This window comes from Micromonospora sp. NPDC018662 (assembly GCF_044391475.1).
Classification (GTDB): domain Bacteria; phylum Actinomycetota; class Actinomycetes; order Mycobacteriales; family Micromonosporaceae; genus Micromonospora.
Window position 1 is genome coordinate 129869 of the sequence record NZ_JBISAC010000003.1, and the last position, 17829, is coordinate 147697.

At 74.7% G+C, this 17829-nt stretch carries 7 protein-coding genes; all 7 read left to right on the forward strand.

Annotation, left to right across the window (positions count from 1 at the left end):
- Nucleotides 1–35 precede the first annotated feature (35 nt).
- From ACH495_RS10405 to ACH495_RS10435, 7 genes are read left to right on the forward strand one after another with little or no spacing between them, the layout of a single operon-like run.
- Nucleotides 36–278, forward strand: a complete 243-nt coding sequence (locus ACH495_RS10405; protein WP_396857425.1) for a phosphopantetheine-binding protein — start codon at nucleotides 36–38, stop codon at nucleotides 276–278.
- Nucleotides 275–1633: a beta-ketoacyl synthase N-terminal-like domain-containing protein gene (locus ACH495_RS10410; RefSeq protein ID WP_396857426.1), complete on the forward strand. Its 1359-nt coding sequence runs from the start codon at nucleotides 275–277 to the stop codon at nucleotides 1631–1633. Before ACH495_RS10405 ends, ACH495_RS10410 begins: the two co-directional genes overlap by 4 nt.
- 31 nt (nucleotides 1634–1664) lie before the next feature.
- Nucleotides 1665–2915 (forward strand): hydroxymethylglutaryl-CoA synthase family protein, encoded by a 1251-nt coding sequence (locus ACH495_RS10415; protein ID WP_396857427.1) that lies wholly within the window; start codon nucleotides 1665–1667, stop codon nucleotides 2913–2915.
- 8 nt (nucleotides 2916–2923) lie between these two features.
- Complete coding sequence (locus ACH495_RS10420; protein WP_396857428.1) at nucleotides 2924–3673, forward strand: enoyl-CoA hydratase-related protein; 750 nt, start codon at nucleotides 2924–2926, stop codon at nucleotides 3671–3673.
- Nucleotides 3670–4455 carry a polyketide synthase gene (locus ACH495_RS10425; RefSeq protein WP_396857429.1) on the forward strand — a complete coding sequence of 262 codons (786 nt, stop codon included), beginning with the start codon at nucleotides 3670–3672 and terminating at the stop codon, nucleotides 4453–4455. Before ACH495_RS10420 ends, ACH495_RS10425 begins: the two co-directional genes overlap by 4 nt.
- A 60-nt stretch (nucleotides 4456–4515) precedes the next feature.
- Nucleotides 4516–10527, forward strand: a complete 6012-nt coding sequence (locus ACH495_RS10430; protein ID WP_396857430.1) for an SDR family NAD(P)-dependent oxidoreductase — start codon at nucleotides 4516–4518, stop codon at nucleotides 10525–10527.
- A gap of 23 nt (nucleotides 10528–10550) precedes the next feature.
- On the forward strand, nucleotides 10551–17825 hold the full coding sequence (locus ACH495_RS10435) for an amino acid adenylation domain-containing protein (protein WP_396857431.1): 7275 nt from the start codon (nucleotides 10551–10553) through the stop codon (nucleotides 17823–17825).
- Nucleotides 17826–17829: the final 4 nt, after the last annotated feature.

The window sequence follows — 17829 nt, forward strand, 5'->3', positions numbered from 1 at the left end:
CGCACGACCGCGCCCGGCCCGAGGAGACCACCGCCATGACCCCCGACGAGATCTTCACCGTCATCCGCCGCAACCTGATCGAGGTCGTGCCCGAACTGGCCGGCTCCCCGATCACCCCCGAGCAGAGCATGCGCGATCTCGGGGCCAACTCCATCGACCGGATGGACGTGGTGATCGCGGCCCAGGACGACCTCGGCATCAAGGTGCCCGCGAGCGAACTGGCCCGGGCGGACAGCCTGGGCTCCCTGTCCCGGATCTTCAGCGAGTACGTCTCGTGACCGGCCCGGCGACGCCCGGCGCCCGGGACCCGGTGGTGGTCACCGGGGCGGCGGTCCTCAGCCCGCTCGCCGAGGACCTGCCCGCCCTCACCACCGCGCTGCTCGCCGGCCGTAGCGCGGTCACCCTGCCGCCGTCGCCCGCCGGAGCGGTCGACGTCGACGAGCAGCCGTTGCCGGCCGCCCTCCTCACGGAGTTCCACCTCGACCGGTGGGCCGAACGGCACCTCCCGGACGACCCGGGAACCGCGACGCGGCTGCGGCGGGTCACCGGCCGGGCCGCGCTGCCGGCCCGTACCGCCGCGTGCGTCGCGCTGCTCGCGACGCGCGACGCCGGGCTGCCCCTCGCCCCGGCCCCGGACGCCCGGGATGAGCGGACCGGGGTGCTCGTCGCCGGAAGCAACCTGGCCCTCGCCCACCAGGCGGCCACGGTGCTCGACCACCGGGACACACCGTCCCGGCTACGCGCCTCCTACGCGCTGACCCATCTCGACGTGGACGCGGTCGCCGCGGTGAGCGAGCTGACCGGGATCACCGGCGAGGGCTGGGCCGTGGGCGGCGCGTCCGCCAGCGGCACGATCGCCCTGATCCAGGCGGCGAGGATGGTGGCGGCGGACTGGGTCGACCGGGTTCTGGTGGTGGCCCCGGCGGCCGAGCTGTCCCCGGCCGAGGAGGAGGCGTTCCGGCGCACCGGGGCGCTGGCCTACCAGCGGTTCCGGGATGCCCCGGAGCGGATGTGCCGCCCGTTCGACCGCGACCGGGACGGGTTCGTCCGGGGCCAGGCGGCGGCGGCTGTCGTCCTGGAGCGACCGGAGGCGGCGGCGGCACGGGGAGCGGTCGCGCTGGCCGAGGTCGCCGGGTACGGGCAGCGGCTGGACGCCCGGCGCGGCACCGAGCCCGACGCGCACGGACAGGAGGCCGCCATGCGGGCCGCCCTCGCCTGCGCCGGTGTCACCCCCGACGACGTCGACTACGTCAACGCCCACGCCACCGGGTCGGTGCGCGGCGACCTGACCGAGGCCACCGCCCTGCGCCGGGTGTTCGGGGATCGCGGTACCCCGCTGGTCAACTCCACCAAGCCGCTCACCGGCCACTGCCTGAGCGCCGCCGGCCTCGTGGAGGCGATCGCGGTGATCCTCCAGATGCGCGCCGGCGCCTTGCACCCCAACCCCAACCTCGACCATCCGGTCGAGCCGTTGCTCGGACTCGTCGGCGCCACCGCCGTGCACCGGCCCCTGCGTACCGCGCTCAGCAACAGCTTCGCCTTCGGTGGCGTCAACGCCTCGGTCGTGCTGCGCCTGCCCGGCGACGACGTCCCGACGGGACGGCACCGACCCGTGGCCGCCGACGCCGGGTGACCCCCTTCCCAGTCCGACAACGGAGAGTCCTATGAAACAGGTGGGTATCGAGGCCCTCAACGTCTACTGCGGCGAGACCTACGTGGACGTGCCGACCCTGTTCGCCGCCCGTGGCCTCGACGACGGTCGGATCGACAACCTGATGATGGCCCGCAAGAGTGTGGCCCTGCACTGCGAGGACGCCGTCTCGTTCGCGGTCAACGCCGCGAAGCCCATCGTGGACGCGCTCAGCGAGCAGGAGCGGGCCGGTATCGAGCTGCTCGTCGTCGGCACCGAGTCCGGTATCGACTTCGGCAAGTCACTCGCCACCTACGTCCACGACCATCTGGGTCTGCCCCGCACATGCCGGCTCTTCGAGACCAAGCAGGCCTGCTACAGCGGCACCGCGGCGACGCAGATGGCCGCCGCCGTGGTCGCCGCCAGCCCGTTCCCCACCACCAAGGCGTTGGTGATCAGCAGCGACGTGGCGCGGCCCGTGCCGCACACGTACGTCGAGCCGAGCCAGGGGGCCGGTGCCGTCGCGCTGCTGGTCGGTGACCGGCCGACGGTGGCGGCGTTCGACTGGGGTGCCAACGGCTTCCACAGCTACGAGGTGATGGACACCTGCCGTCCCGACCCGGAGGCGGAGGCCGGCGACGTGGACCTGTCGCTGCTGAGCTACCTCGACTGCCTCAAGGGCGCGTTCGCCGACTACGCGACCAAGGTCGACGGGGCCGACCTGGTGGAGACGTTCGACCTGCTCGCCATGCACACGCCGTTCCCCGGCATGGTCAAGGGCGCGCACCGGGCGGTGCTGCGCAAACTCAAGCGGATGTCGCCGCCGGCGATCGAGGACGACTTCGTACGCCGCCTCGAGCCCTCGATCGAATATCCCCGCCAGGTCGGCAACATCTACGCCGGCACCGTCTTCCTGGCACTGGCCAGCGCCATCGACAAGGCCGTGATCGACCGGGATCGGCGGATCGGCGTTTTTTCCTACGGATCCGGGTGCAGCTCCGAGTTCTACAGCGCCGTGATCACCCCCCGGTCCCAGCGGACGGTACGCGCGATGGGCATCCAGGAGGCGTTGGACGCCCGCTACGAGCTGTCCGTGCCCGAGTACGACGACCTGCTCCGGGCCACCGCGGAGCTGAAGTTCGGCGTCCCCGACTTCACCTTCGACCTGGACCGGTTCCCGCAGATAACCGGTGCCCGGTTCAGCGACGCCGGCCGGCCCCGGCTGGTTCTCGAAGCGGTCCGCAACTACCACCGCGAGTACGTGTGGCTGGGCGGCCGGCGATGAGCCCGGCCGTGTCGCTGACGCGAGGACGCGGGCTGCTCCGGGTCGACCTGGCCCGCCCGGAGCACCGGAACCGGATCGACGCGTCTCTGCTCACCGAGCTGGCCGCCGCCGTCGACGAGGCCGAGCGCGACCCCGACTGCCGGGTGCTCGTGCTGTCGGCGTCGGGCGAGGACTTCTGCGCCGGCACCGACCTGTCGGACGGCCCTCCGGACGCGGCGGACCTGCGCGGCGCCGCCGGGGTGGAGCTCCCGTACTGGCGGATGCTGGACCGGCTGGCCCGCGGCGAACTCGTCACCGTCGCCGTGGTCGACGGTCGCGCCACCGCCGGCGGGGTCGGCCTGGCCGCCGCCTGCGACCTGGTACTGGCCGGCGCGCGGGCGCGCTTCCGCCTCACCGAGGTGCTGGTCGGACTGGTGCCGGCGATGGCCCTGCCGTTCGTCGCCCGCCGGGTCGGTGAACAGCGTGCCTTCACCGCGACACTGCTCGCCGAGGATCTCGACTCCGCCGCGGCGGTCTCCTGCGGGCTCGCCGACCTGGCGGCGGAGGACGTCGAGGCGCTGCTGCGACGGGTGCTGGCCGGACTGGGTCGGGTCGACCGTGGCACCGCCGCCGCCCTCAAGCGGTACCGGGCCCGGCTCTTTTCCCGCGACCCGGCCCTGGGCCGCGACGCCTCGGCATTGCTGCTGGACCGGCTCGCGGACCCGACCGCCCGGCGTCTGCTGGAGCGGCTGCGGGCGACCGGGGTGATGGTGGCATGACGACGATCGCCGCCGACGGGGAGGTCGTCGGCCTGAGCTGGCGTGGCGCCGTCGCGGTGGTGACCATGGCCGATCGGCGTGGGCGCAACACCTTCGGGCCGGCGCTGTGCACCGGGCTGGTCGGCGCGGTCACCCGTGCCGCGGCGGACGAGCGCACCCGGGTGCTGCTGGTGCAGGGGCTGCCGGAGCTCTTCTGCGCCGGCGGCTCCCAGCGGGAGCTGGTCCGGTTCGCGCAGGGTGACGGGAGCTTCGACGAGGATGACTTCTTCCGGGTGTTCGCCCACTGCCCGTTGCCCGTCGTGGCGGCGGTGCAGGGCCACGCGATCGGCGGAGGGCTGGTCCTCGCGCTCTACGCGGACGTCGCCGTCTTCAGTGAACGCTCGGTCTACGCGGCCAACTTCATGCGCTACGGCTTCACTCCCGGCATGGGCGCCACCCATCTCGTCCCGCTCCGCCTCGGCGCGGAACTCGGTGCGGAGATGCTCTACACCGCCCGCGACTACCGGGGTGGGGAACTGCGCGACCGGCGGGCACCGGTGCGGGTGGTGCCGCACGCCCAGGTGCCGGGCGTCGCCGACGAGGTGGCCCGGGGCATGGCCGCCGCACCTCGGGCGTCGCTGGAGCTGCTGAAGCGGGAACTGGCCGCGCCGCTGCTGGCCGCCACCGACGCAGCCGTCGCGCGGGAGGCCGTCATGCACCGTACGTCCTTCCGGCTCCCCGGGGTGATGGAACGCATCCTGAGTGGCTACGGGCCCACCGACGTCGCCTCGTCGGGGCGCTGACCACAGCCCCGCCCCGCGCATCGCCCCTGCCAGCCGAACAACCGCCGACGCGAGGACCGGATGGACGCCAAAGAGATCCTGACCCGATTCAAGGACGGGGCCCTGGACCGGGCCACCGCCGCCGAGCTGCTCGGTCACCGTGCCGCGCAGGTGGCTCCCGCTGCGCCTCAGGCCGCCGTGCCGGCTACCCCGGCCGTGCCGGCTACCCCGGCCGTGCCGGCTACCCCGGCCGTGCCGGCTACCCCGGCCGTGCCGCGGTCGGCGCCACCGGGGCCGCCCGAACCGATCGCCGTCATCGGCTACAGCGCCCGCTTCCCGGGAGCCGACGACGCGGACGTCCTCTGGCAGCGTCTCCTCGACGGCGACGACCTCGTCACGGAGGTCCCCGAGGACCGGTGGCGGATCGCCGAGCACTACGACCCCGATCCCGTCGCCGAGGGCAAGTCGGTGTCGCGGTGGGGGGCGTTCGTCGACGACGTCGACCGCTTCGACGCCGACTTCTTCCAGTTGACCCCGCGCGAGGCCGAGCTGACCGATCCGCAGGCCCGGCTGTTCCTCCAGGAGGCGTGGCGCGCGCTGGAGCACGCCGGGCTCGCGGCGGACTCCCTCGCGGGCGCCCGCTGCGGTCTCTACGCCGGGGTGATGCTCAACGACTACCAGGACCTCATCGAACGGGAGAGCGCACACGCCCGGCTGCCGCAGGTGATGCAGGGCAACTCGAACTCGCTCCTGGCCGCGCGGCTGGCCTACCGGCTGGACCTCAAGGGGCCGGCGGCCACCGTGGACACCGCTTGCTCGTCCTCCCTGACCGCCCTGCACCTGGCCTGTCAGGCGCTGTGGCTGGGCGAGGCGGAGCTGATGCTCGCCGGTGGTGTCACCCTCTATCTGACCGAGCTGCCGCACGTCTTCATGAGCCGCGCGGGCATGCTCTCCCCGACCGGCCGTTGCCGGCCGTTCGCCGCCGACGCGGACGGCATTGTGCCGGGGGAGGGCTGCGCGGTGGTGGTGCTCAAGCCACTGTCGAAGGCGCGGGCCGACGGCGATCCGGTGCACGCGGTGATCCGGGCCTCCGGCCTCAACCAGGATGGTCGGACCAACGGCATCACCGCGCCGAGCGCGGCCTCGCAGGCCGCGTTGATCGGGGACACCCTGCGGCGCTTCGCGGTCGACCCGGCCGAGGTGGACTACGTGGAGTGCCACGGCACCGGCACCCCGCTCGGCGACCCGATCGAGGTGACCGCGCTCAACGCGGCATTCGCCGGGGCGGGCCGAGCCCCCGGCAGTGTGCCGATCGGCTCGGTCAAGGGCAACCTGGGGCACACCTCGGCCGCCGCCGGAATGGCCGGCCTGCTGAAGGCGATGGGGGTGGTCCGCACCGGCCAGGTGCCGCCGACCCTGCACTACGAGCGGCCCAACCCGGCGATCCCGTTCGCCGAGGGGCCCTTCGCGGTCGTCGCGCGACGTCGCGAGCTGACAGCGGTCGACGGCCGCCCGCGCAGCGCCTCGGTCAGCTCGTTCGGGTTCAGCGGCACCAACGCGTTCGTCCTGGTCGAGCAGGCACCGGTGCGGGACACGCGGACGCACGCCGACCACCCGGTGCTGGTGCCGCTCTCCGGCCGGCGTCCGGACACGCCGGCCCGGTACGCCGCCGCCCTCGCCCGCTGGCTGCGCGGGCCGGGCGCCGAGGCCTCGGCGGTCGACGTCGCGCACACCCTCGCCTGCGCTCGGGTCCACCACCGGCACCGGGTCGCCCTGCTGGTCGGCGACCGCGCCGAGTTGCTCGCCTCACTCGACCTGCTGGCCACCGGCGCGCCGGACGCCCGCCGGTCCACCTCCATCGACGCGACCCCGGCGCCCGACCCGGCCGTGCGGCGGGCGCAGGCCGAACTGCTGGCCCGCCTGGGCGAGAGCCTCGGCGGCGGCTGCCCGCCGGCCGACCACCTGAGCGCGGTGGCCCGGCGGTACGTGCAGGGGCAGGACGTCGACTGGGCGTCGGTCAGCCCGCCCGACCGGCATCGGCGGCTGTCCCTGCCCGGCTATCCGTTCGCCCGGGACCGCCACTGGGTGACCCGAGGGCCGGCGCAGACCGCAGCCGCCCGGCCGTCGACCGCGGTGGACGGCCGGCCCGGCACGCCGCCGCTGACGGCGGAGGAACTCGATCGGCTCTCGGCGTACCGGCCCGACTGGGTGGCGGCCCCGCTGCCGGCGGCCGGGGGTCCGCCGGCCGCGCCGGTGCTGGTGCACGACCCCGGGGGAGAGCTGGCCGACGACCTGGACCGGGCGGGGGCCGGCGTGCACCGGATCGACGGGGAGGAGACCGCCCGGGCGGTGGCCGAGCGGGTGCGCGGGGCCGACGCCGGACCGGTCGTGCTGGTACTGCACATGGTCGGTGCGCGCCCCGACGACGACGCGGGGATCGACGCCGACCTGGCCGCCATCGAGGTGACGCGCACCGTGCTGCGGGCCCTGCGCACCCAGCGGCTGACCGTGCTGGCGGTCACCGCCGACCCGGGTCGCGCCGACGCCGCCAGGGCGTTCCTCGCCACCCTGCGGCAGGAGAACCCCCGGCTGTCGGGCCGGGCGGTGCTGGTGCCCGTCGGCGGCCGGGTCGCCCACCTGCTGCTGGCCGAGATCGCGGCCCCGGCGGTCGAGTTCGGCCACCTGTGCGACGTGCGGGGCGCGCAGCGTCGACGTCAGGTCCGCACGCCGCTGGAGGTCCCCACCGCCGGCTGGACCCCCCGGGCGGACGGTGTCTACCTGGTCACCGGTGGCGCCGGCGGGATCGGGTCGGTGCTGGGCCGGCACCTGGCGCGACGACCCGGCGTACGGGTGGTGCTCTGCGGCCGGAGCCCGTGGGAGGACCTCGACCGGGCCACCCGCGAGGCGGTCGGCGGCACCGAGCGGCTGCGGTACGCCCAAGCGGACGTCCGGGACCGCGACGCCGTCGACCACCTGGTCCGTGACGTGGTCGCCCGCGAGGGCGCCCTGCACGGCGTCTTCCACGCGGCCGGTGTCATTCGGGACGGCTACCTGGTGCGCAAGCGGCTGGAGGACGTGGCCGCGGTCCTGGAGCCCAAGGTGGTGGGCGCGCGCGTGCTGGATGAGGCGACCGCCCACCTGCCGTTGGACCTCTTCGTGCTCTTCTCGTCGGTCGCCGCGGTGACCGGCAACCTCGGGCAGTCCGACTACGCGTACGCGACCGGCTGTCTGGACGGGTTCGCCCAGCAACGGGCCGGTCGGGTGGAGCGCGGCGAGCGGCACGGTCGCACCCTGTCCGTCCAGTGGCCGTTGTGGGACGTCCCGGGCATGACCATTCCCGAGCCGGTCCTTGCCGTGGTGCAGGAGCACACCGGCATGCTCCCCCTGCCCGCCAGGACCGGGTTGGCGATCCTGGAACGGCTGCTCGCGACGCCAGGGCCCGCGGTGGTCTCGCTGTTCCACGGCGACGTGGCCCGCTGGCGTACCCATCTGGCGGGGTTGTGGTTGACCGCCGAGCCGGCGGTGCCGGCGGCGGCACCCGTGGTGGCGGCCCGTGGCGGCGTCGACCGTGCCGCGCTGCGGGACCGGGTGTGCGCGGTGGTGGCCGACACGATCGGCCGGCCGGTGGAGAGCATCGGGCCGCAGACGTCGCTGGAGGCGCTGGGTCTGGACTCGGTCATGATCCGCACGGTGGCGTCCCGGTTGACCGCCGAGGTGGCCCCGGTCGAGTTGCACATGTTGTTCGGGCTGAGGGACCTGGAGGAACTGGTCGACCATCTCGCCGCCGCCGCGCCCGGGGCGCCGGCGACCGGGCCGGCGGAGCCCAGGGTCGTGCCCACCACCGACGTGTCCACCACCGCCGTGCCCACCGGGGCGCCGGCATCCCTCGGCGACGCGGCCACCGACGACCGGTTCGCGATCATCGGGATCAGCGGGCGGTATCCGCACGCGGAGGACCTGGACACCTTCTGGCAGAACCTGGTGCTCGGCAAGGACACCACCTCCGACCTGCCGGTCGACCGCTGGACCGATGCGGGCGGCGTCCGGGCCAGGGGACACTTCCTCGACGGCGTCGACGCCTTCGACCCCGGGTTCTTCGGGCTCTCGACCCATGAGGCCGCCCTGATCGATCCGCAGGAGCGGCTCTTCCTGGAGGTCGCCTGGGAGACGCTGGAGGCCGCCGGCTACACCGGTGCCAGGCTGGACGACCTGACCACCCCCGACGGTACGCGCCGCAGCATGGGCGTCTACGTCGGGATCACCTCCAGCGACTATCAGCTCCTCGGCGCCGAGCGGTGGGCCCACGGGCACCGCGACATGCCGTCCGGTCACTACTGGAGTCCGCCCAACCGGCTGTCCTACCTGCTCGACCTGCGAGGGCCCAGCCTGCCGGTCGACACCGCCTGCTCGTCCTCGCTGGTGGCGCTGCACCTGGCGCTGGCGGCGATACGTCGCGGCGAGTGCGCCGCCGCCCTGGTCGGCGGCGTCAACCTCTATCTGCACCCGTCCCGCTTCCGGATGCTGCGGCAGTCCGGTTTCCTGGCCGAGGACGGCCTGTGCCGCAGTTTCGGCGCCGGTGGCGCGGGCTTCGGCCCGGGTGAGGGGGTCGGCGTCGTCCTGGTCAAGCCCCTGGCCCGGGCGCTGGCCGACGGGGACGTCGTGCACGCGGTGGTACGGGGCAGCGCGGTGGCCCACGGTGGCCGCACCAACGGTTTCACGGCGCCCAGCCCCGACGCCCAGGCGAGGCTGATCCGTCAGGCCCTGCGCAGCTCCGACACGGACCCGGCGACGGTCAACGTGATCGAGGCGCACGGCACCGGGACCGAGTTGGGTGATCCGGTGGAGGTGGCCGCCCTCCAGGACACCTACGACGGTGGCGCCGCCGCCGGGCACCAGTGTTCGCTGGGGTCGGTCAAGTCGGCGGTGGGCCACGGCGAGTCGGCCGCCGGGATCGCCGCCCTGACCAAGGTGGTGCTGCAACTGCGGCACCGGGTGCTGGCGCCCACGCTGCACGCCGACCCGGTCAACCCGCAGCTCCGTCTCGCGGAGACCCGCTTCGTCCTCCAGCACACCGCCGAGCCGTGGTCGTCGCTGCGCGACGGCGACGGGCGGGAGTTGCCCCGACGCGCCGGCATCAGCTCCTTCGGAGCGGGTGGGGTCAACGCGCACGTGGTCGTCGAGGAGTTCCTACCGGAGCGGTACGGCCGGGCCGCCCCTGCCGAGGCGGACCGTCCCGGGTCGCCCGGTGCCGAGTTGGTGGTGCTCTCCGCCCCGACCCCGGAGCACCTGACGGCCACGGCCGCGCGGCTGGCGCAGTGGTTGCGGGGCGCCGGCGCCACCGCCGACCTGGCCGCCGTGGCCCACACCCTGCGGGTGGGTCGGGCGGCGTTCGACTGCCGGCTCGCCGTGGTGGTCCGTGACCCGGTGGAACTGGGCCGGGCGCTGGAGGAGTACGCGCGGGGCCACGGCGGAGGGCCGGTCCGCACCAGCGACCTGCGGGACGGCCGGGGCAACGCGCTCTCGCTGGACGACGTACCGGAGACCGCCGTCTTCCTGGCGGACCTGTGGCGCAACGGCCGCCTGCACCAGGTCGGGGCCTTCTGGCTCGCCGGCCTGCGGGTGGCCTGGCCCGCGCTGACCGGTCCGAGCGCCGGGCGGGTGGTCGCCGCGCCGCCCACCGCCTTCGTCCGCCGCCGGTCCTGGATCGCCGACCCGGCGACCGCGCCGGCCGCCACCCCGGTGCCGCCCGTCGCGGTGGATCCGGTCCGGCAACCCGATCCGGACCCCGCGCCCGCCGATGCTCCTGCCGTCCCCGACGGCCCGGTGGCGCCCGTCGACGCGTCGGCCGACCGCACCGCCGAGGTCGTCGGGGAGCTCACCCGAATCGTCGGTGACCTCGTGCCGGACGGGAGCGCGCTGGTGGACGCCGAACGGAGCCTGGTCGAACTCGGCATCGACTCCATCGGTCTGATGAACCTCCGGTTCGCGCTCACCGAACGGTACGGGCAGCAACTGGCGCTCCAATTGCTCGGCGAGTCCAGCATCACGCTCCTCGCCTCTCACCTCTCCGCCGCATCCGACCAGCGGATCTGATCCGATCGAATCGGAGTCACACCATGTCGCAGACGCACGCCGACCTCGGGCACCAGCCCTTCGACCTCACCGAGGTCCAGGAGTCCTTCTACGCGGGACGGCTGGCCGCCGCCGGCAGCGGGAACCAGATCCACCTGGAGTTCGAGGTGGAGCAGCTCGACCCGGACGCCCTGCGGGCCAGTTGGAACCGGTTGGTCGCGGCCACCGGGATGCTCCGGGCACACCTGTCGCCCGACGCGCGGCAGGTGATCGAGGCGGAGGCGCCCGACTATCCGATCACCGTCGTCGACTTGGGCGAGGCGACCGACGACCAGCGGCGGGCGGCACTCGACCGGATGCGGGCCGAGGCGGCCGGCGGTATCGACCCGCACCGCTGGCCGCTTTTCGACGTGCGGGCCGCGACGCTGCCCGGCGGGCGCGGCCGGGTCATGCTCACCGTGGACGAGTTGATCGCCGACGGCCCCAGCGTGTCACTGCTGCTCCAACACTGGTACGCCGGCTACCGCTTCGGGGCAGAGCCACCCCGGCCGGGGATCTCCTTCCCGGACTACGCCCGGGCCGTCAGCGCCACCCCACCGTCGGCCGCCTCCCTGACCTACTGGCGGGACAAGCTCGCCACCGTCGACCTGGACCGGCCGCTTCCCCTGGCCCGCCCGCACCCGGTGGACACCGACGACACCCACCGCCGGCTGGTGTTCCGCCTCGAGGCGGAACCCTGGCGACGGGCCCGGGACGCCGCCGCGCGGTCCCGCACCACGGCCTCCGCGCTGCTGCTGGCACTGTGCGCCGCCGCGGTCCAGACCGAGGCGGTCCGGCCCGGCACGCTGCCCGTCGTCCTCACCACCTACAACCGCAGACCGATCCACCCCGACGTGCCGCGTGTGGTCGGCCCGTTCCTGTCCACCTCGGTCTTCGTCGCGCCGGAGCCGGTGGGCCGCCTCGGTGAGCTGCTCGACCAGGTGCGGGGCCAACTCTGGCGGGACCTGGAGCACGCCGACGTCAGCGGCGTGCGGGCGGTGCGCGAGCACGCCCGCGCCACGGCGCGGCGGCAGGTCACACCGATCAGGACGGTCTTCACCAGCCTGCTCGGTAGCATCACCGCCCAGCGGGACGAACCCGACAACTGGGCGGCGCTGGTGGATCTCGCCGCCTCCGCCACCCGCACTCCCGGCGTGCAGTTGGAGATGTGCGTCCAGGAGCGGGCCGGCGCCCTCCTCGTCTCGTGGGACTACCAGCCGCAGGCGCTGGACGAGACCAGGGTTCGGGCCGCCTTCGCCCGGCTGGAGGCCACGCTGCACCGCATCGCCCGGCTGGGCGTGGCGGCCTGGGACGGCCCCGTGGTCGATCCGGAGCAGGCACCCGGCGGGCTGTCCGCTCCGGCGTCGGCCGACCAGCCGCAACGGTTTCCGCTCACCGAGATCCAGTCGGCCTACCTGGTCGGCCGGATGGGCGACCTGCGCGGGCAGGCCGAAACGCGGGTGTACCAGGAGTTCCTCCTCGAGCGCTACGACATGGACGCGCTGGAGACGGCCTGGAACCGGCTGGTGGTCCACCACCCCCTGCTGCGGGCCACCGTGCACGAGGACGGCAGTCTGGAGATCGCGCCGGACGTACCCCACTATCGGATCGCCCGCCATGACCTGACCGGGCTGGACGCGGGCGGGCGGTCCGGCACGCCGGGCGGCGAGGCGTCCACGGCCGTGGCGCGGGCGCTGGCCGGGACCGCCGCCCGGCTGCGCGCGACGAGCCTGCCCCTGGGCAGCCGGCCGATGTACGCACTGGAGGCGAGCGCACTGCCGGACGGCACCCACGTGCTCCACGTCGTCCTGGACGCCCTGCTCGCCGACGCCCGCAGTTTCGCCCTGCTCTTCGGTCAGCTCTTCGCGTTGCACGACGGCCACCACACGCTGCTGGACGCCACCGCCGACCCCCGCCCCTACCTGCGTGGTCTCGTCGCGCCGCGGGTCGGTGCGGAGGTCGAGGCGGCCCGGGACGAGTGGCGGCGCAAGTTCGCCGCACTGCCGTCCGGCCCGGCCCTGCCGGAACCCGCGCCGGCGGCCGAACGACTCCACCGCCGGGCCGGACTCGGCTCCTGGCAGGCGTTGAGCGAGCGGGCCGCGGCCATCGGGGTGCCCGCCGACATGATCCTGTTCACCGCATTCACCGACGAGCTGCGGCACGCCATGGACGGCGGACCGTTCACGGTCACCGTGGTCTCGTGGGACCGCCCGACCGACCTGCCGCACGCCGACCGGATGGTCGCCGACTTCACGCAGTTGGCCTGGGTGGTGGTTGACGACGACCTGCCCGTGGACTTCGCCGCGCGGGCCCGTGAGCTGTGGTCGAGGACCCGCGCCGACCTGGAGCGTGGCCGCCGCGTCCCGGGGTTCGCCGAACTGCGCGGCCGGCTGCTCCGCGCCACCGCCCGGTTGCGCCTGCCGGTGGTCTTCACCCGGGTGCCGGAGATCGACCCCGACCTGCGTCCGCGCGGGGTCAAGCTGCGGGAGAGCCAGTCGCAGACCGCCCAGGTCGCGCTCGACCACGTCCCGCTACTGGTCGGTGACGAGCTGGTCGTCCAGTGGGACGTGGCCCGGGACTGCGTGGAGCCGCGCCGGCTGGACACCCTCTTCCAGGGATATGTGGCCAGGTTGCGGGAGGCCACCGGGGACCCCGGTCCCGACGGACCGCCGACGATGACGGAGTTGCTCGCCGAGAGCCTGCTGCGGCACGCGGACCGGCCCGCCGTCCGGTGGCGGGGGCGCACCGTCAGCTATCGGGAGCTGGACCACCGGTCGGCGCGGCTGGCCCACCGGCTCGTCCGGTCGGGGGTACGCCGCGGCGACCACGTCGCCGTGCACCTGGACCGTTCCGACGAACTGGTGGTGGCCCTGGTCGGCATCGTCCGTGCCGGTGCCGTCTGGGTGCCGGTCGAGCCGGTCAACCCGCCGGACCGGGTGCGTTACCTGCTGGCGGACAGCGGGGCCCGGATGGTCGTGACGGACGCGACGCGGGCCGCCGTGCCGGCCGCCGCCGGCGTACCGACGCTCTGCCCCGACCGGGAGGAGGATCGGGCCCTGCTCGAGGCGTGCCCCGACACCATCGGGCAGGTCGGGGTGGGGCCGGACGACCCGGTCTACATGATCTATACCTCGGGCACCACGGGCCGGCCGAAGGGCTGCCGCAACACGCACCGTGGCCTGGCCAACCGGCTCCGGTGGATGCAGGAGCGCTTCCCGCTCTCCACCGAGGACCGGGTCGCGCAGAAGACACCGTACGGCTTCGACGTCTCGGTGTGGGAGTTCTTCTGGCCGCTGCTCGTCGGGGCGTCCATCGTGGTCGCCCGACCCGGCGGGCACGGCGACCCGGGCTACCTGGCCCGGCTGTTCCGGGACGAGCGGGTCACGGTCTCGCACTTCGTTCCCTCGATGCTGGGCCTGTTCCTGCGCGATCCGGGCGCCGGTGCCTGCGACACGGTGCGTTACGTCTTCGCCAGCGGTGAGGCCCTGCCGGTGTCGACCATGCGCCGTTTCTTCGACGTGCTGCCCGGCGCCGAACTGCACAACCTGTACGGCCCGACCGAGACCGCCATCGACGTCACCCACTGGCGGTGTCGGCCGGACTGGGCGGAGGCCACCGTGCCGATCGGCCGGCCCATCACCAACACCCGGATCCATCTGGTGGACGAGGGACTGCGCCGGGTGCCCGACGGCGAGCCCGGGGAGATCGTGATCGGCGGCTGGCCGGTGGCCCTCGGCTATCACGAGCGGCCCGAGTTGACCGCCGAACGGTTCGTCCCCTCCCCGTTCGCCGACGATCCTTCGCCCCGGCTGTACCGCACCGGTGACCTGGCCCGGCTCGGGCCGGACGGCGAGCTGCGCTACCTGGGCCGCCTCGACGACCAGTTCAAGCTGCGGGGTCTGCGGATCGAGCCGGCCGAGGTCGAGGCGGCACTCGTCGAGACCGGCTGCGTCGCCGAGGCCCGGGTCCTGCCGCTGACCGACGCGGCGACCGGGGAACCGACACTGGCCGCGGTCTGCGTCGTCGCGGACGGTGGTGCCGCCCCGTCCGTGCCCGAGCTACGTCGCGCCCTGGCCGACATCCTCCCCGACCACCTGGTGCCCAGCGGTTTCCGGTTCGTCGAACGGCTGCCGCTGACCCCCAACGGCAAGGTGGACCGCGCCGTGGCCGTCGGACTGTTCGCCGACCGGCCAGACCTCGCGGGGACAGTGGCCGTCGGAGTCGACGATTCGCCCCCGGCGGCCTCCGCCGGCCTCGACGACCCGCCCCCCGCTGCGGCCCGGGACGCGGCGCCGGTCACCCCGGACGACGTCGCTGCCGCCACCGCCGACCTGCTGGGCGTGCCCGCGGTCGACCTGGACGACGATCTGTTCGACCTCGGGGCCACCTCGTTCACGATGATCCGGCTGGCCCAGCGGCTTGGCGAGTCGTTCGGGGTGGACGTCGCGGTGGACGCGCTGATCCAGGCGCCGACCGCGCGTCGTATCGCGGCGAGCCTCGGGCCGGAACCGGTGGATCGCCGCCCGGCCCGGACGGACGTGCGGATCGCCCTCGACCCGGCCGCCAAGGCCGCCTTCAAGGAGGCCCGGGTCGCGGAGCGGCGCCTCCCCGACGACCTGCCCCGGGTGCCGGTGCCAGCGGCGGGGGTGCGAGACGTGCGTGCCCGCTACGACGCCTCGTCGTTCCGCGACTTCGCACCGGCCGCCGTGCCCGCCCCGGATCTGCTCGACCTCCTCCAGAGCGTGTGCCGGGGCGAACTGGACGGGCGCGACAAGCGTCGCTACCCGTCGGCGGGTGGTTTCTACCCGGTGCAGGTGTATCTGTTCGTCAGGCCGGGCGCGGTGGAGGGCATCGGCGGCGGCCTCTACTACCTGCACCCGGGGGAGCGCGCCCTGGTCGCGCTCGATCCGGCCGCGAACTTCGGCCCGGAGGTCCACGTCTTCCACAACCGGGCGCTGGTGCAGGGCGCCGCGTTCGGCGTCTTCCTGGTCTCCGCCCCCGCCGCCATCGTTCCGGCGTACGGCCAGCGCAACGCCGAGCGTTTCATGCTGATCGAGGCCGGGCACGTCGCCCAGCTCCTGTCGACCGAGGCGCCCCGTCGAGGGCTGGGGTTGTGCGCGGTGGGCGAGATGGACTTCGACGCCGTGCGGGACCGCTTCGGCCTGGACGGCGATCAGGAACTGCTGCTGTCGCTCTGGGGCGGGCCGCTCTCCGGCGAGGCGGCCCGCCGCCGGGCGGAACTGGTCGCCGCCGAGGCGGCCGTGCCGGCACCGGTGGCGACGACCCGAACCGGGCCGGCTGCCCCGCCGGCTCAGCGCGCCGTGGCGGTGATCGGGTTCGCGGCTACGCTGCCCGGCGCCGAGACGGTCGAGGAGTTGGACATCCTGCTCGCCTCCGGTGGCTCGGCGGCGGTGTCGACTCCCGACGAACGCTGGGCGCCGTTGGCATCCGCTACCCGGGTTGCCGGCGCCCGGGTCGGTGGCTACCTCGCGGACGTGACCGAGGTGGAGGCCGACGAGTTCGGCCTCTCCGACGACGAGGCGGCGGCCGTCGACGTTCAGGAACGGCTGCTGCTGTCCGTCATGCGTCGCTGCCTGGAGGACGCCGCGGTGGTCCCGGACCGGCTCACGGACGCCGGACCGGTGGGGCTGTACGTGGGCTCGATGTGGCACGACCACGCGTTGTACGGGGTGACGGCTCGGGCGCAGGGGCGGCGCGGTACCTATGCGAACCGCGGCGGGCTGGCACACCGGGCGTCGCACGCCTTCGGCCTCACCGGCCCGAGCGTGTTGATCGACACCGGGTGCGTGTCGGGGCTCGCCGCGGTCGAGGCCGCCTTCCGCGCGGTGGCCGACGGCCGGTGTGAGGCCGCGTTCGCGGCCGGCGCGAACCTGGTGCTGCACCCGGACCACCTGGACGTGCTGGCCGAGATGGGGCTGATCGCCGAGCAACCCGACTCGTGCCCGTTCACCGACCGGGCCACCGGGTGGATCGTCGGTGAGGGCGTCGGCGTGGCCCTGCTCAAGCCGCTGGACCGGGCGCTGGCCGACGGTGACCCCGTGCACGCGGTGCTGCGCGGCGGGGCGCTGGCGCACTCCGGCGCGACGCGTCAGTTCGGCGTTCCCGACCCGGCCCGGCTCGGGCAGGTGATGCGGGATGCGGTAGCGGACGCGGGTCTGCGGCCCGAGGACATCGGTTACGTGGAGGCTGCGGCAGCCGGCGCGGCCCTGGCCGACGCGCTCGAGTTCACGATGGTGGGCCGGGTGTTCGGCGGGCCGGAGGGGCCGGTGCCGGTCGGTTCGGTCAAGCCGACGACCGGTCACCTGGAGGGGGCGTCGGCCTTCGCCCAGCTCGCCAAGGTCATTGCGCAGTTCCGCCGCCGGGAGTTGTTCCCACTGCGGCTGACGTCGGCCCCCAACCCGGCGCTGGCCCGGGTCGAGGGTGCGGTCCTGCCGGTCGAGCCGGAGACCCGGCGGTGGCGTACGCCCCCGGGGCAGCCACGCCGGGTGCTGGTCAACGGGATCGCCGGTGGTGGCTCGTACGGCAGCCTGGTGATCGAGGAACCGCCCCGGCGGCCGACCGCTCCGGCGACGCCCACCGGGCCGCTCGTCCTGCCGCTCTCGGCCGACACCCCGCAGAACCTGAGCCGGGCGGCGCTGGCGCTGGCGGCGGCGCTCGACCGGGATCCGGACCTCGACCTGGCGTCGGTCGCGCGGAGCCTGCGCGAGGGGCGCCGGGCGCGCCCCGCCCGGGGCGCGGCGGTCACCGACCGCGAGCGGGCCGCGTCGACCCTGCGGGCGCTCGCCGACCGGGTGCGGCGGGACGGTGCCGGCACCGGCGAGGAGGTGGCTGCCGTGCCGGCCGCCGAGCGGGAGGCGCTCGCCGCCTGGCTGGCCGGAGGAGACCCAGCCTGGCCGGCGCTGCCGGCCGCCACCGCGCGCGCTGCCCTGCCCGCGGTGCCGCTGACCACCCGACGGATCCCCCTCGTCCCCGACGCGCAGCCACGGACGCCGGACGCGCCGACCGGCGGGGCGGCCGGCGACGAGGACGCGTTCGCCCGGTTGGCGCGGATCGTGGCGGTGGAGACCGGCCGGCCGGCGACGGAGCTGTCCGAGACCGACGACCTGTTCGCCCTTGCCGCGACCAGTCAGCAGATGCTGCGGATCGCCGTCGGGATCGCTGCGGACGGCGGGCGGGAACTGGGGCTGGAGACCCTGTTCACCGCCGCCGACCTGGGTGTCCTGGCCCGCGAGGCGTACCCCGCCCTGGCCGCCGGCTGACCGG

What these genes read in the sequence shown, in the direction of transcription:
- ACH495_RS10430 (WP_396857430.1), top strand. Translation starts at nt 4,516, where the DNA reads ATGGACGCCAAAGAGATCCTGACCCGATTCAAGGACGGGGCCCTGGAC.
- ACH495_RS10415 (WP_396857427.1), top strand. Translation starts at nt 1,665, where the DNA reads ATGAAACAGGTGGGTATCGAGGCCCTCAACGTCTACTGCGGCGAGACC.
- ACH495_RS10425 (WP_396857429.1), top strand. Translation starts at nt 3,670, where the DNA reads ATGACGACGATCGCCGCCGACGGGGAGGTCGTCGGCCTGAGCTGGCGT.
- ACH495_RS10435 (WP_396857431.1), top strand. Translation starts at nt 10,551, where the DNA reads ATGTCGCAGACGCACGCCGACCTCGGGCACCAGCCCTTCGACCTCACC.
- ACH495_RS10405 (WP_396857425.1), top strand. Translation starts at nt 36, where the DNA reads ATGACCCCCGACGAGATCTTCACCGTCATCCGCCGCAACCTGATCGAG.